Source organism: Demequina capsici (genome assembly GCF_032102965.1).
GTDB classification, from domain to species: Bacteria; Actinomycetota; Actinomycetes; order Actinomycetales; family Demequinaceae; genus Demequina; species Demequina capsici.
This window is the reverse complement of the sequence record NZ_CP134880.1, coordinates 1,666,527-1,689,098: the sequence shown is the minus strand read 5'-3', so window position 1 is coordinate 1,689,098 and position 22,572 is coordinate 1,666,527. Positions and strand designations below refer to the sequence as shown.

Sequence of the window (22,572 nt, the reverse complement as noted above, 5' to 3'; positions counted from 1 at the left end):
GGCGAACGAGGCGTGGGACGTTGACATCGCATCGAACGTTTGTTCGAATGGGTCTGTGAGGTGGGACGGACAGACGCTGGACTCGGAGCAGGTCGACGCACTGCCGGGCCTTGCTCGACTCAGCAACCTGATCCGTTCGGTCCGCACGCCCGAGTTCGACGGCATCGTCTTCCATGAGATCGCAGCCAAGAGCGCCCTCAACAAGGTCGGCTCCAGCTCGGTGGTGCCTTTCACCTGGACCATCAACCCGTATCGCGGCTGCAGTCACGCCTGCGTGTACTGCTTCGCGCGGCCCAGCCACCAGTACCTCGAGCTCGACGCAGGGCGGGACTTCGACACCCAGCTGATCGTGAAGGCGAACGTCGTCGAGGTGCTGCAGCGCGAGCTCTCGCGACCGTCGTGGACCCGCGAGCATGTCGCGCTCGGCACCAACACAGACCCGTACCAGCGCGCGGAGGGTCGCTACCGCCTGATGCCGGGGATCATCGCCGCGCTCGCGGACTCCGGCACACCCTTCTCGATCCTCACCAAGGGTTCCCTGCTGCGTCGTGATCTGCCGCTGCTCGCGGATGCGGCGACACGCGTGCCCGTCGACCTTGCGATGTCGATCGCGGTCTTCGACGACGATCTGCAGCAGACGCTGGAGCCTGGCACCCCGACCACCGCCGCCAGGCTCGCGACCGTGACCGCCGCGGCCGAGGCCGGCTTCGACGTCGCGGTGTTCATGATGCCTGTGCTGCCCTACCTGACCGACGACACGGAGCACCTGGACGCAGCGCTCGCCCGCATCAAGGCGGCAGGTGCCACGTCCGTCACCTACAGCGCACTGCATCTGCGCCCAGGCGTCAAGGAGTGGTACGCCCGTTGGCTCAACACGTTCAGGCCCGAGCTCACGCCCCGTTACCGCGCTCTCTACGGTGACGGCTCCTACGCGCCCAAGCGCTACCGGCAGGAGCTCGCGGCGCGGATCAAGCCGCTCATCCGTGCCCATGGGCTGGACCGTGCCGCCGTCGACCACAACACCGGGGGAGCCGCATCGTCAGCGTCCGAGCCGGCGCGAACGGAGGTGCGGCGGGCGGAGGCTCGCGACCCGGACGGCGAGTGGCGGCGCACGCCCTCAGCATCAGACCTGGTGGAGCGAGAGCTCACGCGCACAAGGCCGGCCGGCGCGGAGCACGCCCGCACGCGCCTCGATGGCGCGGACCGGCTCTTCTGAGCGTCCTTCCGCGTGACCGACCGCGGCCCTAGGCTGGGCATATGTCAGGAATCGACGACCTCGAGCTGCTCATCCAGGGCATGAGCCCCCGGCTCAACGAGGGCTGCTACGTGTGGGCCACGGTCCGCACGATCCCCATGGGCGTCACCCCCGTCGCGACCATCGTCGAGGATGAGGGGATCTCGATCGTGATCGACCTGGCGACCGCCACCAACCTGAGGCTGGTGCACGAGTTCCCGTCTGCCTGGATCACCCTGCAGGTCCACTCCGCGCTTGACGCGGTCGGACTCACCGCCACCTTCGCCACGGCGCTCGCCGATGCCGGCATCAGCTGCAATGCCGTGGCGGGGGCCAAGCACGACCATCTCTTCGTGCCGTACGACGAGCGCCACCGGGCGCTCGAGGTGCTCGCCGAGGTGATCGGCTGACCATGGAGCAGATCCTGATCCTGGGCGTTCTCGCGCTCCTCGGCATCGCCGCTTCGCATGCGCTCAGCCCCAGGGTCGGCATCGCGGCGCCGCTCCTGCTCGTCGCGCTCGGCGTCCTGGCGAGCGTCGTTCCCGCCATGCCCGAGGTGGAGGTGGATCCGGAGATCATCCTTGCGGGTGTGCTGCCGCCGCTCCTGTATGCGGCGGCCGTGCAGATCCCTGCCACGGACTTCCGTCGCGAGCTCCGTTCCATCTCGGGGCTCTCCCTGGCGCTGGTGCTGATCTCGACCGCGCTGCTCGGCGTGTTCTTCCACTGGATCCTGGGTCTCAGCTGGCCGTGGGCGCTCGCGCTGGGCGCGCTCGTCAGTCCCACCGACCCTGTCGCTACCGCGATCATCAAACGTCTGGGCGTCAACCCCAGGGTGACTACCGTCCTCGAGGGCGAGTCCATGCTGAACGACGCCGTCGCGCTCGTCCTGCTGCGCGCCGCTGTGGCCGCCTCGGCCGCATCGGTCACGTTCTGGTCCGTCAGCGGCGTGTTCGTGATGGCGCTCACCGTGGCCGTGATCATCGGGTGGGCGGTCGGTCGGCTCAACCTGTGGGTGCGTTCGCATGTCAAGGACACGACGGTGAACACCGTCATCACCTTCACCGTGCCGTTCATCGCATCGATCCCGGCGGAGGCGATGGGCGCGTCGGGCCTGGTCGCAGCGGTCGTCGCGGGGCTCGTCACCGGCAACGGTGCGGCGAGGGTGCTCTCACCCCAGCACCGGGTGGCGGACCGGCAGACGTGGCACGCGCTTGAGCTCGTGCTCGAGGGTGCTGTCTACCTGATCCTCGGTCTCGAGCTGATCGGGGTCATCGAGGATGTCCAGGCCAACCATCAGGGAGTGGGCCGAGCGGCGTGGATCGCGCTCGCCGCGCTGGTGCTGAGCCTCGTCATCCGCGCGGGATTCGTCGCGCCCCTGATGGCCGGCCTGCGGCGCTCCGCCGCGACCGTGGACCGACGGCAGGAACGCATCGCGGCCGACCAGGCTCAGCTCGCCGACCTGTCCACTCCGCCGCCGCTGACCCCGCTTGAGCGCCTCAGCATCCGGCTCCGCCCCGGAAGGCCTGAGGAGGAGCTGCATCGGCGCATCCATGCGAGGCTCGTGCGTGCCGAGGCCGATGCGACCTATCAGGTGTCGTCCCGGCTGGGCTGGAGGGACGGCACGCTGATCGTGTGGTCGGGCATGCGAGGCGTCGTCACCATCGCTGCGGCTCAGACGCTCCCCGCGGACGCGCCCGAGAGGTCTCTGCTGATCCTCATCGCATTCGTGGTGGCGGTCGTGTCGCTGGGCGTCCAAGGGGGCACCGCCGCGACGCTCGTCCGATTCCTGAAGCCCGACCCCGGCCAGACCCCGCAGCAGCGTGCGCAGGAGCGCGTCGAGCTGCAACGGATGCTCGGCGAGGCCGCGGACGACGCTCGGGACGAGCTGCAGGCGAGCGCCGACGAGCTCGACGAGATCGGGGAGCAGCTGGCCGTCATCCACGCGCAGCGTGAGGTCCTGCTCGAGGCCCGCATGGTCGGTTCATTCACGTCAGCGACCCTGCAGTCCGCCATGCGCGAGCTCGACGCCGATCAGATCCGGCTCGAGCTCTGACGGCCCCCGCTCGGTACTGACGCACGGTCGCGGGGTGTCGGGGTCGCGCGAGCGCGCCCTTCGGCTCGATTGGGCCCTCGATGCGAGGCCGCGTGAGCACGGCCGCCCGCTCGGATGACGCGCCCGCTGCGGAGGTCGGATCGGCGGCGTGCTACCAGCTGACGTCGTGGCACTGGGCGGACATCTGGTCCTCCAGCTGCAGCGTCGCGTGAGCAATCCCGTGCTCGTCGCGGAGCACGGCCTGCGCGACGACGAGCGTGGAGGACGGATCGGCGCCGTGCTCGAGCAGCAGATGTGCCGTCGCCACGTTCATGCCGGAGGTCAGCGTCCACGCGTGGAGGTCGTGGACGCCCCGCACACCCGCAAGCGCGGCGAGGTCGTGCGCCGCTGCGTCCACGTCGAACCCTCGCGGCGCGTGCTGGCCGAGGACATCCAGCACCTCTCGTGCCAGGAGCACTGCGCGGACGGCGACGAAGGCGCCGATCGCGAGCGCTACGACCACGTCCCACGCAGGCGAGCCCGTGGTGATCATCAGCGTCGCTGCGAGGATGACCCCCACCGAGCCTGCGGCGTCGGCGATCACCTCTAGATAGGCTCCCCGCACGTTCAGCGACTCCCGTGAGCCTGCCCTCAGCAGCATGAGGCTCACCACGTTCACGATCAGTCCCAGACCGCCGACGACCAGCATCGGTGCGGCGGGGATGGTGGGCTCCGTGCCGGCGCGCCGGATCGCCTCGACGACCACGTACACCGCGACGGCGAGCATCACCAGCGCGGCCAGTCCGGATGCGAACACTTCCGCGCGGTACGAGCCGTACGTGCGCGAACCCGACGTGTCGCTGCGCCCGGCGATGCGTGTCGCCACCAGCGCTGCTCCCAGGGTGACGACGTCGGCCGCCATGTGGCCCGCATCCGACATCAACGACAACGAGCCCGAGCTCAGCGCCACGATCACCTCGACGGCCATGAATGCGGCGACCAGCATGAACACGCCAGCGAGGCGGTCGCGATGACGGCTCGCCGCGTGCTCCACGGGTGCGTGTTGGTGAGGGCTCACCCCTCGACGGTACGGGCTAGGTGCGTCGGGGAGAAGTCGGGCATGATCACCGTTCTCACCAAGGCTGTGGCGGTTCGCCGCGTACGGAGCGACGCGTGAGAGAATCGCCGCATGATTCTCGCCGCCGCTGCCGACCAGGGTTCGCCGATCGCCGCGCAGGCGTTCTTCTACATCGCCATCGCCATCGCGGTGATCTACTTCGGGTATCAGTTCTACAAGGGAGCGAAGGAGAACGGCGGAGCCTCCAACTACGGGTGGCTCTCGGGCGCCAAGAAGAAGGCGGGCGATCCGGAGGGTGCCGACGGCGCCGCGGCCGGGGAGCGCGCCGACGAAGCTCCTGGCGGACTCGAGCCGGGGGACGATGCCTCTGGCGAGGTTGCCCGTGGCGACGACGCTCCTGGCGGACTCGAGCCCGACGGCGCCGAGCCCGACGGCGGCGACACCAGGCGCTGACTCGGAGTCCTCGCCAGGCTGCCCGCCTCTGGTCAGAGGCTCTTCAGGACCCTCGCAGGATTCCCTCCGACGACGGACATCGGGGGGACGTCCTTGGTGACGACGGAACCTGCGGCCACGACCGATCCACGCCCGATCGTCACGCCAGGGCAGATCACGACGGAGCCGCCGAGCCACACGTCGGGCTCGAGGACGATGGGGAATGCGCGCTCCCAGCCCTCGCGACGCAGCTCGACGTCCATCGTGTGGTTCACGGTGTAGAAGCGCGCGTCCGGTCCGATGAGGGCGTTGTCGCCGATCGTGACCTCACCGCTGCCGAGGATCATGAGGTTCGCGTTGATGAAGACGTTCGCGCCGAAGCGCACCCGCTCGCGATACTCGAGGTAGATGGGCGGCCTGAAGTCGAGTCCCGGCCCGCACTCCTCGACGAGCTCGCACAGGATCCGCGTCGCTTCCACGGGCTCCTCGAAGTATCGTGCGCTGACGTCGCGCAGGGTGGCGAGCGTGGCGCGCTGCATGTCGGCGAGCTCGGGCCCCAGCCGGTACTTGAACCATTCGTCGTTCATGAGCTTCTGGTACTCGGTGCGGGTCGGATCGTCGACCGGCACCTCGTTCATTCGCGCGCGCTGCTCGTCCGCGTCCATCAGGTCTCCTCGCATCGGTTGCCGTCATCAACCTACAGTGGCGGCGATCCGCGTCGGCGCGGCGCCCCGCGGATGCGGGTCGCCGCGCCGATGGGCTGCAATACGGGCGCGGATCTCCGGCGCGCTACAGGTAGAGCGGCGTGAGCGCCTCGTAGTCCTCGACGGTGCCGTCGCTGAGACAGGTCTCGATGATGCGGCGTGCCAGGGGGTCCAGGTCGTCCGTGAGGTATTGCTGGAGCTCTGACTTGAAGAAGCCTGTGAGGATCGCACAACCGGCGTCGTACGCGTCCGTGCCCACCTGCGACTGCAGCTCGGGCCGCAGCAGCGTGCGCCGGATGGGCTGTCCGTCGAGCGTGATCTCGGTGGGCGTGTAGCCGAACAGCGAGCAGCGGGCAGGCTCGAGCTGATCGGCCCGCATGCGGCCGCCGCCCTTGCGTGCGAGCCACTCGCGGGTGAGCCACTCGGCGGAGAAGCCGACCTTGTAGGCACCGATGTGCTGGTTGGGCACGAGCACGTAGCGCGTGCGGTCGTAGGTGACGATCTGGTCGAGCAGCAGGTTGGCTGCAGCGACCTTCGTGCCGGTGGAGAACGGCCAGTACGAGCCGACGCCCTCCGAGACCATGCCGCCGTGCTCGAGTCGCTTCACTGCGTCGGGCGCCTCGCCGATCGACGGGTTCTTGTCGCCGCGCGGGGCGATGAGGCGCCACAGCCATGCGATGGCCGGCGGGACGAAGTGGGCGAGCCCCATGATCCCGTAGGTGGGCGCGTCGGCGGTGCAGGCGGGCATACGGACGCCGAACGTGCGGACGTCGACGGGCTCCGGCTGGTTGACGATGCGACGGATCGCTCGACGAGGGATCACCACCCGCGGATTGGGGCACGGCCGTCCGGTGGAGTCGGGCGTGTGCTCCCACGGCAGGGCCGTCGCGTCGGAGACGCCGTCGATGCTGAAGAACACGAGCGGCGTGTCCGGGTGGATGACGGCGCGCTCGAAGTGCGGGTCCTCGCCGTACTCCTTGAGTCCGTCGACGCGCACGAACCAGCCATCCTCCGCGTCCGCGACCACCAGCTTCCCGGAGCCGTCCTGGACGGCCGGGTGGCAGAGCGTCATGTCATCGGTGACGGGCGCGAGCTCGGAGGTCTCCGAGAGGGTGATGAGGTAGGGCTCGTCGGTCACCACGTTGCGGCCCACGAGGATGCGGCCGTCGTCCTCGCGGCGCAGGTCCTGGCACATCTCGGACTTGCCGCCGCCGGAGGCACCCTCATGCATGATCACGGTGTCGTTGTCGTACGGCGTCGTCACGCGCACGGATGAGGCGTGGGCGGTGATCCAGCCCTCCGCCTCGCCGATGTCGAGCAGCACCGAGAACACGCCCTTCTTGGCGCTCGGACCCGGATAGAGGTTGTAGGCGAAGATCTCGTGCAGGGTCGCGGTCCGGTCGTGCACCACCACCTGCCTGCCGTCGAAGTGCGTGTGCCGGAACGGGGGCGCCACGTACAGGATCGAGCGCGGGGTGAACGCGCCGATCTCGTCGAACGTGGTCCAGCCCTGCAGGTCCACCAGCGCCAACGCGAAGAATGCGGAGCTGGCGGGGATGATCGCGATCGAGGGCGACCCGTAGGTGAGGCCGCCGGCCTTGAACGGCACGACCACCAGTTCCTGCGTCCCGAGCCACTGGAGGGTCTCGGCACGCACTCGGTCGAACCTCTCGCCGAACCGGTCCGCGTAGCGTTCCTTGTCGGTGGGGCGGTCGTCCGCGATCAGCATGCACTTCGGATCGCGGCGCCGCATGTAGTCCTCGGGGAAGTTCACTGCGATGCCGTTGCGGCAACGGGTCACGGTCGCCTCGGTCACCGTCGTTCCGTTCGCGTCGTAGTCGACGGAGAACACCGGGCCACCTGTGGGCCCGAGAGCGAGCGCGTAGAGCGCCTCGCGCGTCTCGGGGATCGTCACGCGGGGGCTGGCCTCGAGCGCGGCGCGCACCTCAGGGGCGAGGTCGACGGCGGCAAGCAGCTGGGACGGGGTCGTGATGCTCACGAGGACTCCTTCATCTGCGGGATGGCGTTCTGCGGGGACGGCGACGGTGCCTGCGGTGCACGGCACCGGGGTGGCCGCATCTGCGGCGCAGGGCAGCGCACCGCGTCGGCGCGCTCCCTTTACCCGGAGTTTGCCGGTCGCTGAGCATTCCTGGGTGGGACATTTGTCCCGACTGTTCCCGACAGCGGCGGAGTCCGCCCGATCGCTACTCCCCGGTGGGGCGCTCCACGTGCCCGCCGAAGCCCTTGCGCATGGCGCTGAGCACCTTCTCCGCGTACGCGTCGAGGTCGCGGGAGGCGAACCGCGAGTACAGCGCGGTGGTAAGCACCGGCGTGGGGACGCCCTCATCGATCGCGGCGATGGACGTCCACCGTCCTTCGCCCGAGTCCGCCACATTGCCGGAGAACTCGGCCAGGTCAGGGGAGGCGTGCAGGGCGTCGGCGGTGAGGTCCAGGAGCCAGGAGCCGACGACCGAGCCACGACGCCAGACCTCCGCCACCTCGTCCACCTTGAAGTCGTACTGGTAGTACTCGGGATTCGCCATGGGTGCGGTCTGCGAGTCGTGCGCGGCCGTGCCGGGAGTGCCCGCGTTGGCGGCCTTCAGGATGTTGAAACCCTCGGCGTAGGCGGCCATCAGTCCGTACTCGATGCCGTTGTGGACCATCTTGACGAAGTGTCCCGCACCGACGGGGCCGCAGTGGAGCCAGCCCTCCTCGCCGGGCAGCGGCTCGCCGTCCTTTCCATGCGTGCGGTCGGCCGCTGCGATCCCGGGCGCGAGCGTGCGGAAGAGCGGTGTGAGCCTGCCGACCGTCGCGTCGTCGCCGCCGATCATCAGCGAGAAGCCGCGCGCGGCGCCCCACACGCCGCCGGACGTGCCGACGTCCACGAACGAGATCCCCTTCTCGGCGAGGGTCGAGGCGTGCCGCAGATCGTCCCGGTAGTAGGAGTTGCCTCCGTCGATGATGGCATCGCCGGGCTCGAGCACGTCTGCGAGCCTCGCGATGACGTTCTCTGTGACCTCGCCCGCGGGGACCATCACCCACACCGCGCGCGGGGCATCGAGCGCTGCGACCAGCCCCGCGAAATCGTACGCGGGCACGGCTCCCTCGGCGGCGAGCGCGTCGACCGCGTCGGCCGAGACGTCGTTCACCGCCACCGTGTGCCCGTCGGCCAGGAGCCGGCGGGTGAGGCCCGCTCCCATGCGTCCCAGGCCGATCATGCCGAGCTGCATCGGGGTGTCGGTGGTCATGCGTGGTCTCCTTGATCGGTGGTGGGGTTCATCCAGGTGGTGTGAGGCGCGATCAGCGCGTCCGCCTCGGCGGGACCCCAGGTGCCGCGGGCGTACGGGATCGCCGGTGAGTGGTCGTCCAGCACGTCGTCGACCACGCGCCAGGCGGCCTCGATCGACTCCTCCTGGGTGAACAGTGACGGGTCGCCGCGCAGCGCGTCGGACAGCAGCCGTGCATAGGCGGGCCGCTCGTTGGTCTGGTTCGACACGACGCTCAGCTCGCGCTGGCTCCCGCGGAACTCCTCCCCGGGCGTCTTCACCCTGGCGGCCAGGGCGATCTCGGGGACGGGGGAGAGGCGAAAGCGAAGGTAGTTGGCCCGCTCGGAGCCGTCGAGCGCATCGTCGAACAGCTGCTGCGGCGGTCGCTTGAACTCGACCACGACCTCAGCCGCCTTCGTCGGCAGGTGCTTGCCCGTGCGCAGGTACCAGGGCACGCCTGCCCATCGCCACGAGTCGATCCACAGCCGGAGCGCGGCGAAAGTCTCCACGTCGGAGTCGGGCGCCACGCCGCTCTCGTCGCGGTAGCCCTCGAACTGGCCCCTCACGACATCGTCCTTGGTGAGCGGGCGCATGGCCTTGAACACCGCGACCTTCGCGTCGTGCACCGCCTTGTAGCCCTGGTAGGCGGGAGCCTCCATGGCCAGCAGCGCGACCACCTGGAACATGTGGTTCTCGACGACGTCGCGCAGTGCTCCCGCGGATTCGTAGAACGAGCCTCGTCCCTGAACGCCGAAGTCCTCTGCGACGGTGATCTGCACGCTCGCGATCCTGTCGCGGTTCCACACAGGCTCGACGAGCGCGTTCGCGAACCTGAAGTAGAGGAGGTTCATGATCTCCTCCTTGCCCAGGAAGTGGTCGATCCGGAACACCGACTCCGCAGGGAACGCCGATGAGATGATCGCGTCGAGCTCGACGGCGGACTCGAGGTCGCGGCCGAACGGCTTCTCGACCACCACGCGCGCATCCCTGTTGAGACCCGCAGCCGCCAGGCCCTCGATGACGGTGCCGAACAGCGCGGGCGGGATCGCCAGGTAATGGGTCGGGCGGGCGGCGCCGCCCAGCGCCTCCTTGAGCGCGCCGAACGTCGAGGCGTCGCGATAGTCGCCGTCGACGTAGCGCAGCAGACCGAGCAGACGCTCGAAGGCCTCGGGGTGCTTGTCCGCGGACTTCCCGACGGACTCCCGCGCGCGCTGCTTGAGGTCGTCGATCGTCCAACCGGACGACGCGACGCCCACCACGGGCACGTCCAGCTGGCCGTCGCGCACCATCATCAGCAACGACGGGAAGATCATCTTGCGCGCCAGGTCGCCCGTCGCTCCGAAGAAGACGAACGCGTCGGATCGCTCGAAGCGGGAGAGATGCGGATCGTAGCGGTGCGGTGCGTCGCTCACGACTGTCCTTCCTGGACGCCGGGCCATCGCGCGGCGGATGCGCCGCGACGTCGGCGTCCGGGTGCGTAACGTCATCGGGGGTCGATAACCTTCCCGCGATCCATCCTCTCGCAATCGACTTGAGCTGGGAGACCGGCATCCGCGGTCGCCTGCCGCTGGTGGGGGAACATCGGTCCCCGTGCCCCGCGTTGACTTCCTAGGAGGCGCGTGGCGTCCGCCGCGTGCCGCTCGATCCGAAGGAGGACGCTGTGAGTGCCACGACCACCATCAAGGCGGGGCCGCTCGAGTCGCTGCGCCAGGCGGGCGTGTCCGTCTGGCTCGACGACCTCTCGCGGGACAGGATCCGATCCGGCGGTCTCGCCGCCGACATCGCTGAGCGCGGTGTCGTGGGTGTGACGACCAATCCGTCGATCTTCGCCGCCTCGATCTCGGGCGGCGGAGCATACGACTCGCAGATCGCGGACCTCGCCGCACGCGGGGTCGGCGTCGAGGAGGCGGTGCGGATGATCACCACGGCCGACGTCCGCGCCGCGTGCGACGTCATGGCGGTGGTGCACCACGCCACCGCGGGGCAGGACGGCAAGGTGTCGATCGAGGTGGACCCGCGCTTCGCGCGGGACACGGAAGCGACCATCGCCGAGGCGCGACAGCTGTGGTGGCTCGTCGACCGCCCGAACGTCATGATCAAGATCCCCGCGACCAAGGAGGGTCTGCCCGCCATCCGCAAGGCGATCTCCGAGGGGATCAACGTCAACGTCACCCTCATCTTCTCGCTGCAGCGCTACCGCGAGGTGGTCGACGCCTACCTGAGCGGCCTCGAGGACGCGCTCGCAGCGGGCAGGGATCTCACGGTGATCCGTTCCGTCGCGTCCTTCTTCGTCTCGCGTGTGGACTCCGAGGTCGACTCGCGGCTGCCCGATGGGTCGCCGCTGCGGGGTGCCGCCGCTGTCGCGAACGCGGCACTCGCCTACGAGCACCACCTGCGCGTCCTGCGGTCCGAGCGGTTCAAGGCGCTCGCGGACCATGGCGCGCATGCGCAGCGGCCCCTGTGGGCGTCCACCTCCACCAAGGACCCGTCGTTCCCGGACACGAAGTACGTGGACCAGCTGGTGGCGGACGGCGTCGTCAACACGATGCCGGAGGCGACGCTGGACGCCGTCGCCGACCACGGCGCCAGCGAGGCGGCTGACACCGTCACGGGAACGTTCGACGAGGCGCGAGCGCGGCTAGAGGCGCTGGCCGCGGCGGGCGTCGACCTGGACGACGTGACGGCGCTCCTCGAGACCCAGGGCGTCGACAAGTTCGCACAGTCCTGGGAGGAGCTGCTCGCGCACGTGCGTGAGGCGCTCCTGGGCTGAGACCGACGACGCGTGCATGACCACGACGAGCGAGGAGGAGCATGATGCCCGAGGACAACGGCTGGAGCGACACCCGCCGACGGCAGTACGAGCACATCAAGGAGTCCGAGCTGCAGATGGGCAAGGACGAGCAGACCGCCGAGGAGATCGCGGCGAGGACGGTGAACAAGGAGCGCGCGACCAAGGGGGAGACGAAGGGCAGCGCATGATCGCCTCGATCCCTCGCATCCGCGCCTGCCGTGGGCGGAGCGGCGCCTCCCAGAGCCTAGGCTTGCCCGCATGCCCACGATGCTCAGGACCTCGGCAGCACTCGCGCTCGTGATGCTGCTGGTGGGCTGCGCGGGCCCACAGGTCGACGAGTCGTCGGCCTCGCCGTCCGTGACCACGCCGTCGGCGAGCGGATCCGAGACGCCGTTCATCGTGACCACGACCGAGCCTGCGAAGCAGGTGGATCCGGACAGCGCCGTGCAGCCGTACGAGTTCGAAGGCGTCAGGTTCTCGGTCGCGCGGCTCGACCTCTCGCAGTGGGACATCCGGGTGGTCTGGGACGGTGAGAAGGGAGGCACCTATCTGGGCGAGGTCGACGGCGACGTGCTCACGAACGCAGGGATCTTCACGCCCAGCTACGTGCCTGGTGGCCTGCTCGTGTCCGACGGTCAGCAGCTGGTGCCGCTCAACCTCAACGGCGGCGAGGGCAACTTCCACCTGCTTCCGAACGGGGTGTTCGCGATCATGGACGACGGCACGGCGGAGGTGGTGGACTCGATGGACTACAGCCCTGACGGCGTGATGCAGGCGACGCAGTCGGGGCCGGCGCTCGTGCTCGACGGCGTGATCCACCCCGCCTTCACGGCAGGCTCCACGAACGTCGCCTTCCGCAGCGGAGTGGGAGTCTCCGCGGATGGGCGGACCGTGTACCTGGCGATCTCGGACGATCTCGTCAACTTCGACACGTTCGCACGCATGTTCCGCGATGGGCTCGGAGCCTCGTCGGCGCTGTACCTCGACGGTCAGATCTCCGGCCTGTGGGCCGCGGGCGCCGGGCGGGACATCGACCTGCTTCTCCAGCCGTACGCGGGCATCATCGCAGCCACGCGCAAGGGCTGATCAGCCACGCGCCCGCGTGCTGCGCGGCGACGCGCCGGTGTGACGAACCTCATCGACATCGGCCCCCGTCCCGGGGTACAACAGACGTAGCGGTGACGCGGAGGCGTCGCCGGGTTGAGGGGAGACGGCCATGCGCGCTGCGGCGGCCACGCTCGCGGTGGTGATCGTCGCCGTGGTTGCGTCCGGCTGCGCGCCCAGCATCCAGGATTCACCGCCGATCGTCTCCGCCATGCTCTCCTCCGCAGGTCCCGCCACTGCGGAGGCTCCTGCGGGCGCAGCAAGGTCCGCGGTGCCGGAGCCCACCCTGAGCATCCCTGCAGGCTCGGCAACGCCGCTCGCGTCGATCCATCGTGGCCCGGTGCAGGCGCGTATCGAGGCGGTGCGGGAGTCCGACGGGAAGCAGCTCGCGGTCGGGGTCGACGCTCCCGAGGCGGTGGCGGCGGACCCGTTGATCACGGTCAACTGTGGATCGGGCGCTCCCGACGGCGACTTCTCGGTGGTCGTCCAGGACCTCACGATCGAGAGCGGCATCGCCACCGCGACGGTCGGGGTGCCGCGCCCGGTGACGGATCCCGGCTCGTACGACGGCGTGGTCACGTTCCTGGACGTGAACGGGGACGCCTATCGCGGCGCAGGCATGGTGGAGGTCCTCGACGGCCTGGAGTCGGGCCGGTTCGACGTCTCGGATCCCGCGACGGGCGACCGTCTCACCGGCTCGTGGTCGTGCAAGGCGCTCTAGCCTCGCTCCGCGGTCGGGCGGTTCAATACACGGAGAAGGCGAGCAGGGCGACCTTGACGGTGTGATCCTTCGTCCACTGCTCCGCGAGCTGACGGAATCCGAGCCGCTCGTGGAAGGCCAGCGATCCGGGGTTGGGCGGCTCGATGTTGACCTCGCAGCTCACCTCGTTTGCGCCTCGCTCACGGGCACGCTCGAAGACGGACTCGTAGAGCGCGCGACCTACGCCGGTGCCCTTGGCGGACGGCGCGACCACGATCCGGTCGATGTACTGGTGCCGTACCCCGCGCGACTCGAACCACTGGTAGTTCTCAGAGGTGTAAGGCTGGCCCGGCGCGAGCGACAGGAGGAACGCCACGACCTCGCGGTTGCGGTTGGTCGCGACGAGCGCGATGTCGCACAGGTGGAACAGGCTTCCGACCTCGTCCTCGGTGAGGAGGTTCACGGCTGGGGACGCGCCGGCATTGAGCGCCGTGACCGCAGGCACGTCCGACTCACGCATCATGCGCATCCTGATGTTCTGCATGCGCTCATTGTGCCTGGTCAATGTGTCGTTCGCGTGACGACTGGGGGGCGTCTCCTGGGCTATTGTCGGCGAGGAGCCCGCCGGGGCCCGTGGAGGGAGGTCCCGTGACCCAGGAGCAGAACCCGTGGCGTGCCCTGTGGGCGCTGATACTTGGCTTCTTCATGATCCTGATCGACACGACGATCGTCACGGTGGCGAATCCGTCGATCCAGTCGTCGTTGAACGTGGACACGAACGCTGTCATCTGGGTCACGAGCGCGTACCTGCTCACGTATGCCGTCCCGCTGCTCATCACCGGCCGCCTGGGCGACCGCTACGGGCCGCGTCGGATCTACCTCGTCGGGCTCGCGATCTTCACCCTGTCGTCGTTGATGTGCGGGCTTGCGGATACCCTTCCCGGTTCCGCGATCGGCAACCTGATCGCGGCCCGTGCCATCCAGGGACTGGGTGCGAGCCTCATGACCCCGCAGACGATGGCGGTCATCACCCGTACGTTCCCGTCGTCCAGCAGGGGCGGCGCGATGGCGCTCTGGGGTGCTGTCGCGGGGATCGCCTCGATCGCGGGACCTCTCGCAGGCGGTGTGCTGGTGGACGGCCCGGGCTGGGAGTGGATCTTCATCGTCAACGTGCCGATCGGCATCGTGGCGTTCGTCGCGGCGTGGGTGCTGGTGCCGCGGCTCGAGACCCATGCGCACTCGTTCGACTGGTGGGGCGTGGTGCTGTCGGGCGTGGGCATGTTCGGTGTCGTGTTCGGGCTGCAGGAGGGGCATGTCCAGGACTGGGCTGCCTGGGTGTGGGTCTGCATCGGAGCCGGCGTGATGTTCCTGGGCGCGTTCGTGTGGTGGCAGACCCGGAACACGCAGGAGCCGCTGCTTCCCCTGGAGTTGTTCCGGATCCGGAACTTCTCGGTGGCGAACGCCGCGATCGTGGCGGTCGGTTTCACCGCCACGGGGATGTTCATCCCGATCGTGTACTTCCTGCAGGTCGTGATGGGCATGACTCCCACGCAGTCGGCTCTCATGACGGCGCCGTCAGCGCTGGCGACCCTGGTGCTGGCGCGGCTCGCGGGACGCCTCACGGACAGGGTCCACCCCCGTTGGCTTGCGATGCCTGGCACTGCTCTAGTCTCGGTGTCGCTGTGGCTCTACGCGGCGCTGATGCGGCCGGGAGCGTCGATCGGGTGGCTTCTGGTCGCGTCGTTCCTGCTGGGTGCCGGCTCCGCGTTCATGTGGGGTCCTATGGCGACGACCGCCACGCGCGATCTCCCGCCCCGATCGTCTGGCGCGGGTTCGGGTGTGTACAACGCCACCAGGCAGGTGGGCTCCGTGCTCGGCTCGGCCGCCGTCGCGACCCTCATCGCCGCGCGCATCAGCGCCGAGCTGGGCGCAGGGGGCGCGGCCTCGGGTGGCGAGAGCACGTCCCTGCAGCTTCCGGCGGCCCTGCAGGACGGGTTCTCCACCGCGATGGCTCAGACGTTGGCGCTCCCTGCCACTGCGGTCCTGGTGGCGACGGCGCTGTCCGCGCTGTTCATCCCTCCGCGGCACCTGCGTGAGGCTGAGGCGGAGGTGCGCCTGTCCGCCTCCTGACCGGGGCAGTCGGGGTCAGGGGAGCAGCAGCACCTTGCCGGTCGTCTGGCGGCCTTCCAGGGCGGCGTGCGCGGCTCCCGCGTCCGCAAGCGGGTAGGTCGCGCCGATCCTCACGTGCAGGGAACCGTCGGCGATCGCGCCCAGCAGCTCGCTGCCGCGCCATGCGCGTTCCTGCGGCGTCGCCACGAAGTGCCCCAGCGTCGGACGCGTGATCATCAGCGAGCCGCCTGCGTTCAGGCGCTGCAGGTCGAACGGCGGCACAGGGCCGGAGGCCGCGCCGAACAGGGCCATCATCCCGCGGGGTCTGAGCGAGGCGAGCGAGCCGTCGAACGTGGTGCGGCCCACCCCGTCGTACACCGCATGCACGCCCTCGCCGCCGGTGAGGGCTCGCACCGCAGCGGGGATCTCGGCGGTGAGGTCCGTCATGCGGTCGTAGCGGATCACCTCGGCGCCGGCCTGGGAGGCCAGCGACTCCTTCTCGTCGGTGCTGACCGTGCCGAGCACGCGTGCGCCGCGTGAACGGGCCATCTGGGTGAGCAGCAGGCCTACCCCGCCTGCTGCGGCGTGGACCAGGACGGTGTCCCCGGGTTCCACGCGATGCACGGAGGTGACCAGGTAGTGCGCGGTGAGGCCTTGCAGCATCGCAGCGGCGGCGGTGTCGAGCGGCACGTCCGCCGGTACGCGGTAGAGGTCGTCGGGGGAGAGCGAGACCACCTCGGCGTATGAGGCGGGCGCGAAGCCCCAGGCCACGCGGTCTCCCACCGTGAACCCCTCGACCCCGTCACCTACGTGGGTGACGGTGCCTGCGCCTTCTCGGCCGGGTACGAACGGGAGCGGCATCGGATATGCGCCGCTGCGATGGTAGGTGTCGATGAAGTTGACGCCGAGCGCCGCGGCACGCACGAGCACCCGGCCGGGCCGCGGCGCGGGCTCCGGGATGTCGGCGAGGGTGAGGGCCTCGACTCCTCCGACGTGATGCACCTGGATCGCTTTCATGAACACCTCAAGGTCGTGCGGGGCTCAAGCATTCCCGCGTCGCCGATCAGCTGTAGAAGCCGAGGATCTCGCCGGCGGAGACGGACAGCGGCACGCCGCACTCGGTGAGCGACGCATCCGAGGCGAGGAGCGCCTCATTGCCGGTGGCCTCGATCGGGTCCTGCTGCGCCACGATGTCGGACACCTGGGCGAACCATTCGCTGAGAGTGCTGGAGCTGCCGGCGGCCTGCGTGTAGGCGGTGAACTGCGCGTCGGTGGCGGCGACGATGACGGAGATCCACTGCTGCATCTGCGGGCTGTCCGAGTCGGCGGAGGCCTGTTCGTACAGGGCTCGCCACGACGACCAGCCGTTGAGGTCGATGGAGTCGATGTACAGCCGGTAGATCTGGGGGTCCGCGAGCTGGGCGGCGCTCATGGCGGAGGTGTCGAGCCCTGAGAGCGCCTGGGAGATCGCAAGGTCACGGTCGTAGAGCTGTTGCGCGTCGTCGCAGAACGCCTGGGGGAGCGCGAGGGCCGATGCCGACGGCTCGGGCGTTGCCGAGGGCGACGATGTGGCTGTCGCGGGTGAGGTCGGGCTCGCGCTGGGGGTGGTCGACTCGTCGGCGCCGGAGCAGCCGGTGAGCACGAGCGCGCAGGCCGCGGCGACGGTGAGGATGCGTCTCATGCCCCCATTGTGCAATGGTGGACACGCGGTGCCTTCACCTGATCAGGCTGTATTCAGAAGTGTGTATAGTTATGCATATGACGATCTCGGTCGCAGTGTCAGGCGCCTCCGGCTACGTGGGAGGCGAGATCCTGCGCGTCTTCAGCGCGCACCCCGACGTCGAGTTCGGTGCGCTCACCGCGCACTCGTCGGCGGGGGACCGGCTGGGCCTCCACCAGCCTCATCTTCCCCACCTCGCCGACCGCGTGATCGTCGACACGACGGTGGAGAACCTCTCCGGGCACGACGTGGTGGTGCTCGCGCTCCCGCACGGCACCTCGGGCGCCATCGCGGCGCAGCTGCCACCCGAGACGCTCGTGATCGACTGCGGCGCCGACCACCGGCTGGCCAGTGCCGACGCGTGGGCGGAGTACTACGGCGGCGAGCATTCGGGTACCTGGCCTTACGGCATGCCCGAGCTCCTCACCGCTGACGGCCGCCAGCGCGACAACCTCGCCGGCGTCAGGCGGATCGCCGCGCCCGGCTGCAACGTCACCGCCGTCACGCTCGGCCTGCAGCCCGGCGTGGCAGCCGGGCTGGTGGACCCGACCGACGTCGTCGCCGTCCTCGCCGTGGGCTACTCGGGTGCAGGCAAGAAGCTCGCGACGCCGTACCTCGCGTCCGAGGCGCTCGGCTCGGCCGTGCCCTACGCGGTGGGCGGCACGCACCGTCACATCCCGGAGATCATCCAGAACCTCACCTCCGCCGGCGCGGACGACGTCAAGATCAGCTTCACGCCCGTGCTCGTGCCGATGTCCCGTGGCATCCTCGCGACGATCACCGCACCGCTCGCCGCAGGCGTGGACCCTGCAACCGTGCGTGAGGCCTGGATCCAGGCCTACAAGGACGAGCCGTTCATGATCGTCCTGCCCGAGGGTCAGTGGCCCACGACGGCGGCCACGCTCGGCGCGAACGTCGCGCTGATGCAGGTCACGGTCGATGCCAAGGCCGGGCGCGTCGTGGTCGTCTGCGCGATCGACAACCTCGTGAAGGGCACCGCCGGTGCCGCGTTGCAGAGCATGAACGTCGCGCTGGGGCTACCCGAGACCACCGGCCTCAGCACGATCGGCGTCGCGCCGTAAGGCGCCCAGGAAAGGCAGAGAAGTGAGCATCACCCACCCGCAGGGATTCGTCGCGTCAGGCATCACGGCCGGCCTCAAGAAGTCCGGCAAGAAGGACGTCGCGCTCGTCGTCAACGAGGGCCCGCTCCACGTCGGCGTCGGAGTGTTCACCTCCAACCGCGTGTTCGCCGCACCCGTCGCATGGAGCCGCCAGGTCGTGGCCGACGGCCGAGTCGACGCAGTGATCCTCAACTCCGGCGGAGCGAACGCCTCCACCGGCCCCGAGGGCTTCGCCGACACCCACCGCACCGCAGAGCACGTCGCCGAGGCGCTCCAGGCGGCGGGCAAGGATGTCTCCGCTGGAGACGTCGCGGTGTGCTCGACGGGGCTGATCGGTGTGCGCCTGCCGATGGATCTCCTGCTTCCCGGGGTGGACGCCGCTGTCGCAGCGCTCGCCGCCGACGGCGGGGACGACGCCGCGCACGCCATCATGACCACCGACACGGTCACCAAGCAGTCGCTCATCGAGGGCGAGGGCTGGTCCATCGGCGGCATGGCGAAGGGTGCGGGGATGCTCGCGCCGGGTCTCGCGACCATGCTGTGCGTGATCACGACCGACGCGGTCGTCACCCACGAGGCAGCGTCGCGGATGCTCGCCGAGGCGGTGCGCAGCACCTTCAACCGCGTCGACTCGGACGGCTGCATGTCCACCAACGACACGGTGCTGCTGCTCGCCTCAGGCGCTTCAGGCGTGAGCCCGGACGAGTCCGCGCTGGAGTCCGCTCTGACACAGGTGTGCGCGGAGCTCGCTCGCGGACTCGTGGCCGACGCGGAGGGCGCGTCGCACGACATCGCCGTCACCGTCGTCAACGCCACGACCGAGCACGCCGCGGAGGAGGTCGCCCGCGCCGTCACCCGGTCGAACCTCTTCAAGGCGGCCATCTTCGGCAACGACCCCAACTGGGGTCGCGTGCTCGCTGCGGTCGGCACCGTCCCGGAGCAGGTCGCGCCCTTCGACGCGAACCTGCTGGACGTCGCGATCAACGGGGTTCAGGTGTGCAGGGCCGCAGGTGTCGGCGACGACCGCGATCTGGTGGACCTCACGGGGCGCGAGGTCCACGTGACCGTCGACCTCCACGCGGGCGACGCGTCGGTCACGCTGTGGACCAACGACCTCACCCACGACTACGTCCACGAGAACTCGGCCTACTCCTCCTGAGGTGAACATGACCACCGAGAACCGCTCCGTCGACGGCCTCAGCGCCGCCCAGAAGATCTCCGTCCTGATCGACGCCATGCCGTGGATCGAGGAGTTCCGAGGCGCCGTCGTCGTCGTGAAGTACGGCGGCAACGCCATGGTCGACGACGATCTCAAGCGCGCCTTCGCGCAGGACGTCGTCCACCTGCGGCTGCTCGGCCTCAGCCCTGTCGTCGTGCATGGCGGCGGTCCGCAGATCTCCCAGATGCTCGCCAAGCTCGGCATCGAGTCCGAGTTCCGCGGCGGTCTGCGTGTCACGACGCCGGAGGCGATGGACGTGGTCCGCATGGTGCTCTCGGGGCAGGTCACGCGCGAGCTCGTCGGGCTTATCAACGAGCACGGCCCGCGCGCCGTCGGTCTCTCAGGTGAGGACGCCGGCATGTTTCAGGCACGGCGCCGCTACGCGACCGTCGACGGCAAGCCGGTCGACGTCGGCCTCGTGGGCGATGTGGTCAAGGTGAACCCGGCCGCGGTGCAGGACATCATCGAGGCTGGGCGCATCCCGGTGGTGTCCACCGTCGCACCCGACGTCGACGACCCGAGCATCGTCCTCAACGTGAACGCCGACACCGCGGCGTCGGCCCTCGCCGTCGCGCTCCGCGCCCGCAAGTTCATCGCCCTGACCGATGTCGAGGGGCTCTACCGCAACTGGCCGGACCGCACATCGCTGATCCAGCGCATGCACGCGGGCGAGCTGGACACCCTGCTGCCGAGCCTCGAATCGGGCATGGTCCCCAAGATGGAGGCCTGCCTGCGAGCCGTCCGCGGTGGCGTCAAGCAGGCGCACGTGATCGACGGTCGGGTGCCGCACTCGATCCTCACCGAGATCTTCACCTCGGAGGGCATCGGCACCATGATCCTTCCGGACAAGGAGATGTGGACATGACGCACGACGGATCCGAGCTCTCGGCGCACGGCGAGGCCGGCACCAGCGCGGGCGCCGTGGGCCTGCGCCGCTACGACCACTCCCTCATGGGCGTGTTCGGCACACCGCAGCGTGTCCTCACCCATGGCCAGGGCAGCTACGTGTGGGACGCCGACGGGAAGTGCTACCTCGACCTGCTCGGCGGGATCGCCGTGAACGCGCTGGGCCACGCCGACCCTGAATGGGCGGGTGCCATCGCAACTCAGGCCGCAACCCTGGGCCACGTGTCGAACTTCTTCGCCACCGAGCCGCAGATCCGGCTGGCGGAGCGGCTGCTCGAGATCTCCGGCGCCCCGACGGGCTCGCGCGTCTTCCTGTGCAACTCGGGCACCGAGGCGAACGAGGCGGCTTTCAAGATGTCGCGGCGTACCGGTCGCACGCGGATCCTCGCTCTCGTGGACTCGTTCCACGGGCGTTCCACCGGTGCGCTGGCACTGACGTACAAGGCCGCCTACAGGGAGCCGTTCGCGCCGCTCGCCCCGGGCGTCGAATGGATCCCCGCGAACGACGTCGCCGCGCTCGAGGCCGCCATGGACGACGACGTCGCCGCGCTGTTCATCGAGCCGATCCAGGGCGAGGCGGGGGTCATCCCGCTCACCCATGCCTACCTCGAGGACGCCCGCGAGCTCACGCTCCGGCACGGCGCACTGCTCATCGCCGACGAGGTGCAGACCGGCATCGGCCGCACGGGCACGTGGCTCGCCATGCAGGCGCACGGCATCCAGCCGGACGTCGTCACGCTCGCCAAGGGTCTCGGCGGCGGATTCCCGATCGGCGCGGTGATCGCGTATGGCCAGCAGGCTGCGACGATGCTCACCAAGGGGCAGCACGGCACCACCTTCGGCGGGAACCCGCTCGGGTCGGCCGCGGCGCTCGCCACGCTCGACGCGATCGACGCCCGCGGACTCCTGGCGCATGTGAAGGCGCTCGGCGAGCACCTCAAGCAGACCATCGGCGCGATCCCCGGGGTGCTCGAGGTCCGTGGCGAAGGACTCCTGCTCGGCATCAAGCTCGAGTCGGAGATCAGCGCGTCGGTCGCCGCCGCGGCGATCGAGGACGGATTCATCATCAACCCGCCTAGCCCTGACACGATCCGGCTCGCTCCTGCGCTCGTGCTCACGCAGCCCGAGGCGGACACCTTCGTCGAGTGGCTCCGAGGCCACCTCGCGGCCGCCGCCGCCCACACCCAGGGAGACCAGTCGTGACCCGCCACTTCCTCCGTGACGACGACCTCACCGCCGCCGAGCAGCGCGAGGTCCTCGAGCTCGCGCTCGCGTTCCGCAAGGACCGACACCTTCAGCAGCCGTTCGCAGGCCCTCGCGCCGTCGCAGTGCTGTTCGACAAGCCGTCGACCCGCACCCGCGTCTCGTTCTCCGCCGGCGTCGCGGAGCTCGGTGGATATCCGCTCGTGCTCGACGCCGGCTCGTCGCAGATGGGCCGCGGCGAGTCCGTGTCGGACACCGCGAAGGTCCTGGGTCGCCAGGTCAGCGCGATCGTGTGGCGCACCTTCGGCCAGGAGCGCGTCGAGGAGATGGCTGAGCACGCGGGGGTCCCGGTGGTGAACGCGCTCACGGACTCGTTCCACCCGTGCCAGATTCTTGCGGACCTCGCGGCCATCGCCGACGCGCGTGGCGGAGTCGACGCCCTCAAGGGACTCACGCTCACCTACGTTGGCGACGGCGCGAACAACATGGCGCACTCGTATCTGCTGGGGTGTGCGCTCGCCGGGATGCATGTCCGCATCGGCGCGCCCGCCGACTACATGCCCGACGAGCGCATCGTCCTCGACGCCAAGAAGATCGCGGCCGAGCAGGGCGGATCGATCTCCGTCACCACGGACCACGACGACGCGGTGCGTGGCGCCGACGTGATCGCCACCGACACCTGGGTGTCCATGGGGGACGAGGAGCAGTCCTCCGAGCGTGCGGGCCAGTTCGACCGCTATCAGGTGAACGCCCACAGCCTCGAGCTTGCCGCCGAGGGCGCCCAGGTGCTCCATTGCCTGCCGGCCTACCGCGGCAAGGAGATCACCGCCGACGTCATCGACGGCCCGCAGTCCATCGTCTGGCTCGAGGCCGAGTACCGGCTGCACGCCCAGAAGGCGCTCCTCACCTGGCTGGTCTCGCGGTGAAGGCCCTGGTCCCGGCGACGAAGGCCG

The 22,572-nt window shown here is 69.6% G+C and carries 22 protein-coding genes; 14 read left to right on the top strand and 8 right to left on the bottom strand.

The window, feature by feature from the left end; genetic code table 11:
- The first annotated feature begins 55 nt into the window (after nt 1-55).
- Genes RN607_RS08110 through RN607_RS08100 form a run of 3 tightly spaced genes read left to right on the top strand, consistent with a single transcriptional unit; the run spans nt 56 to nt 3,287 of the window.
- On the top strand, nt 56-1,216 hold the full coding sequence (locus tag RN607_RS08110; protein ID WP_313541743.1) for an Rv2578c family radical SAM protein: 1,161 nt from the start codon (nt 56-58) through the stop codon (nt 1,214-1,216).
- 41 nt (nt 1,217-1,257) lie between these two features.
- Nucleotides 1,258-1,644, top strand: a complete 387-nt coding sequence (locus RN607_RS08105) for an ACT domain-containing protein (RefSeq protein ID WP_313496075.1) — start codon at nt 1,258-1,260, stop codon at nt 1,642-1,644.
- A 2-nt stretch (nt 1,645-1,646) separates the two neighbouring features.
- Entirely contained in the window at nt 1,647-3,287 is a 1,641-nt protein-coding gene (locus RN607_RS08100) for a cation:proton antiporter (protein WP_313496074.1), read from the top strand.
- A 151-nt stretch (nt 3,288-3,438) separates the two neighbouring features.
- Here RN607_RS08100 and RN607_RS08095 read toward each other — a convergent pair whose 3' ends face one another.
- The gene (locus tag RN607_RS08095; protein WP_376784141.1) at nt 3,439-4,344 is read right to left on the bottom strand and encodes a cation diffusion facilitator family transporter; all 906 of its coding nucleotides are present in this window, start codon (nt 4,342-4,344) and stop codon (nt 3,439-3,441) included.
- A 111-nt stretch (nt 4,345-4,455) separates the two neighbouring features.
- Between RN607_RS08095 and RN607_RS08090 the strand changes: the two genes are divergently transcribed.
- Entirely contained in the window at nt 4,456-4,797 is a 342-nt protein-coding gene (locus RN607_RS08090; protein ID WP_313541740.1) for a hypothetical protein, read from the top strand.
- 32 nt (nt 4,798-4,829) lie between these two features.
- On the opposite strand, the gene RN607_RS08085 is transcribed toward RN607_RS08090, so the two are convergent.
- The 4 genes from RN607_RS08085 to zwf all read right to left on the bottom strand — a co-directional run bounded on the left by RN607_RS08085 (nt 4,830) and on the right by zwf (nt 10,158).
- Nucleotides 4,830-5,441: a sugar O-acetyltransferase gene (locus RN607_RS08085; RefSeq protein ID WP_313496071.1), complete on the bottom strand. Its 612-nt coding sequence runs from the start codon at nt 5,439-5,441 to the stop codon at nt 4,830-4,832.
- 124 nt (nt 5,442-5,565) lie between these two features.
- The gene (locus tag RN607_RS08080; protein WP_313496069.1) at nt 5,566-7,479 is read right to left on the bottom strand and encodes a DUF4914 family protein; all 1,914 of its coding nucleotides are present in this window, start codon (nt 7,477-7,479) and stop codon (nt 5,566-5,568) included.
- A gap of 205 nt (nt 7,480-7,684) precedes the next feature.
- Nucleotides 7,685-8,728 (bottom strand): phosphogluconate dehydrogenase (NAD(+)-dependent, decarboxylating), encoded by a 1,044-nt coding sequence (gene gnd, locus RN607_RS08075; RefSeq protein ID WP_313496068.1) that lies wholly within the window; start codon nt 8,726-8,728, stop codon nt 7,685-7,687.
- Complete coding sequence (gene zwf / locus RN607_RS08070; protein ID WP_313496067.1) at nt 8,725-10,158, bottom strand: glucose-6-phosphate dehydrogenase; 1,434 nt, start codon at nt 10,156-10,158, stop codon at nt 8,725-8,727. The genes gnd and zwf overlap by 4 nt, the downstream gene beginning before the upstream one ends.
- Before the next feature lie 248 nt (nt 10,159-10,406).
- On the opposite strand from zwf, the gene tal reads away from it, so the two are divergent.
- The 4 genes from tal to RN607_RS08050 all read left to right on the top strand — a co-directional run bounded on the left by tal (nt 10,407) and on the right by RN607_RS08050 (nt 13,362).
- Nucleotides 10,407-11,516: a transaldolase gene (tal, locus tag RN607_RS08065; RefSeq protein WP_313496065.1), complete on the top strand. Its 1,110-nt coding sequence runs from the start codon at nt 10,407-10,409 to the stop codon at nt 11,514-11,516.
- Nucleotides 11,517-11,557: 41 nt separating this feature from the next.
- Nucleotides 11,558-11,725 (top strand): hypothetical protein, encoded by a 168-nt coding sequence (locus tag RN607_RS08060; RefSeq protein ID WP_313496063.1) that lies wholly within the window; start codon nt 11,558-11,560, stop codon nt 11,723-11,725.
- A gap of 70 nt (nt 11,726-11,795) precedes the next feature.
- Nucleotides 11,796-12,623, top strand: a complete 828-nt coding sequence (locus RN607_RS08055) for a phosphodiester glycosidase family protein (protein ID WP_313541737.1) — start codon at nt 11,796-11,798, stop codon at nt 12,621-12,623.
- A gap of 130 nt (nt 12,624-12,753) precedes the next feature.
- The gene (locus tag RN607_RS08050; protein WP_313496059.1) at nt 12,754-13,362 is read left to right on the top strand and encodes a hypothetical protein; all 609 of its coding nucleotides are present in this window, start codon (nt 12,754-12,756) and stop codon (nt 13,360-13,362) included.
- A 22-nt stretch (nt 13,363-13,384) separates the two neighbouring features.
- Here the strand turns inward: RN607_RS08050 and RN607_RS08045 are convergent, their stop codons facing one another.
- On the bottom strand, nt 13,385-13,885 hold the full coding sequence (locus RN607_RS08045; protein WP_313496057.1) for a GNAT family N-acetyltransferase: 501 nt from the start codon (nt 13,883-13,885) through the stop codon (nt 13,385-13,387).
- Between the two features lie 20 nt (nt 13,886-13,905).
- On the opposite strand from RN607_RS08045, the gene RN607_RS08040 reads away from it, so the two are divergent.
- Nucleotides 13,906-15,471, top strand: a complete 1,566-nt coding sequence (locus RN607_RS08040; RefSeq protein ID WP_376784139.1) for an MFS transporter — start codon at nt 13,906-13,908, stop codon at nt 15,469-15,471.
- Nucleotides 15,472-15,486: 15 nt separating this feature from the next.
- Here RN607_RS08040 and RN607_RS08035 read toward each other — a convergent pair whose 3' ends face one another.
- Together RN607_RS08035 and RN607_RS08030 are read right to left on the bottom strand one after the other, a co-directional pair.
- Nucleotides 15,487-16,467 carry a quinone oxidoreductase family protein gene (locus RN607_RS08035; protein ID WP_313496053.1) on the bottom strand — a complete coding sequence of 327 codons (981 nt, stop codon included), beginning with the start codon at nt 16,465-16,467 and terminating at the stop codon, nt 15,487-15,489.
- A 46-nt stretch (nt 16,468-16,513) separates the two neighbouring features.
- The gene (locus RN607_RS08030; RefSeq protein ID WP_313541734.1) at nt 16,514-17,131 is read right to left on the bottom strand and encodes a hypothetical protein; all 618 of its coding nucleotides are present in this window, start codon (nt 17,129-17,131) and stop codon (nt 16,514-16,516) included.
- Nucleotides 17,132-17,202: 71 nt separating this feature from the next.
- On the opposite strand from RN607_RS08030, the gene argC reads away from it, so the two are divergent.
- From argC to argF, 5 genes are read left to right on the top strand one after another with little or no spacing between them, the layout of a single operon-like run.
- Entirely contained in the window at nt 17,203-18,252 is a 1,050-nt protein-coding gene (gene argC / locus RN607_RS08025; protein WP_313541731.1) for an N-acetyl-gamma-glutamyl-phosphate reductase, read from the top strand.
- A 22-nt stretch (nt 18,253-18,274) separates the two neighbouring features.
- Entirely contained in the window at nt 18,275-19,450 is a 1,176-nt protein-coding gene (gene argJ, locus RN607_RS08020; RefSeq protein ID WP_313541728.1) for a bifunctional glutamate N-acetyltransferase/amino-acid acetyltransferase ArgJ, read from the top strand.
- Between the two features lie 7 nt (nt 19,451-19,457).
- Complete coding sequence (gene argB / locus RN607_RS08015) at nt 19,458-20,375, top strand: acetylglutamate kinase (RefSeq protein WP_313496045.1); 918 nt, start codon at nt 19,458-19,460, stop codon at nt 20,373-20,375.
- Entirely contained in the window at nt 20,372-21,619 is a 1,248-nt protein-coding gene (locus RN607_RS08010; RefSeq protein ID WP_313541725.1) for an acetylornithine transaminase, read from the top strand. Before argB ends, RN607_RS08010 begins: the two co-directional genes overlap by 4 nt.
- On the top strand, nt 21,616-22,545 hold the full coding sequence (gene argF / locus RN607_RS08005; protein ID WP_313496041.1) for an ornithine carbamoyltransferase: 930 nt from the start codon (nt 21,616-21,618) through the stop codon (nt 22,543-22,545). The genes RN607_RS08010 and argF overlap by 4 nt, the downstream gene beginning before the upstream one ends.
- Nucleotides 22,546-22,572 lie beyond the last annotated feature (27 nt).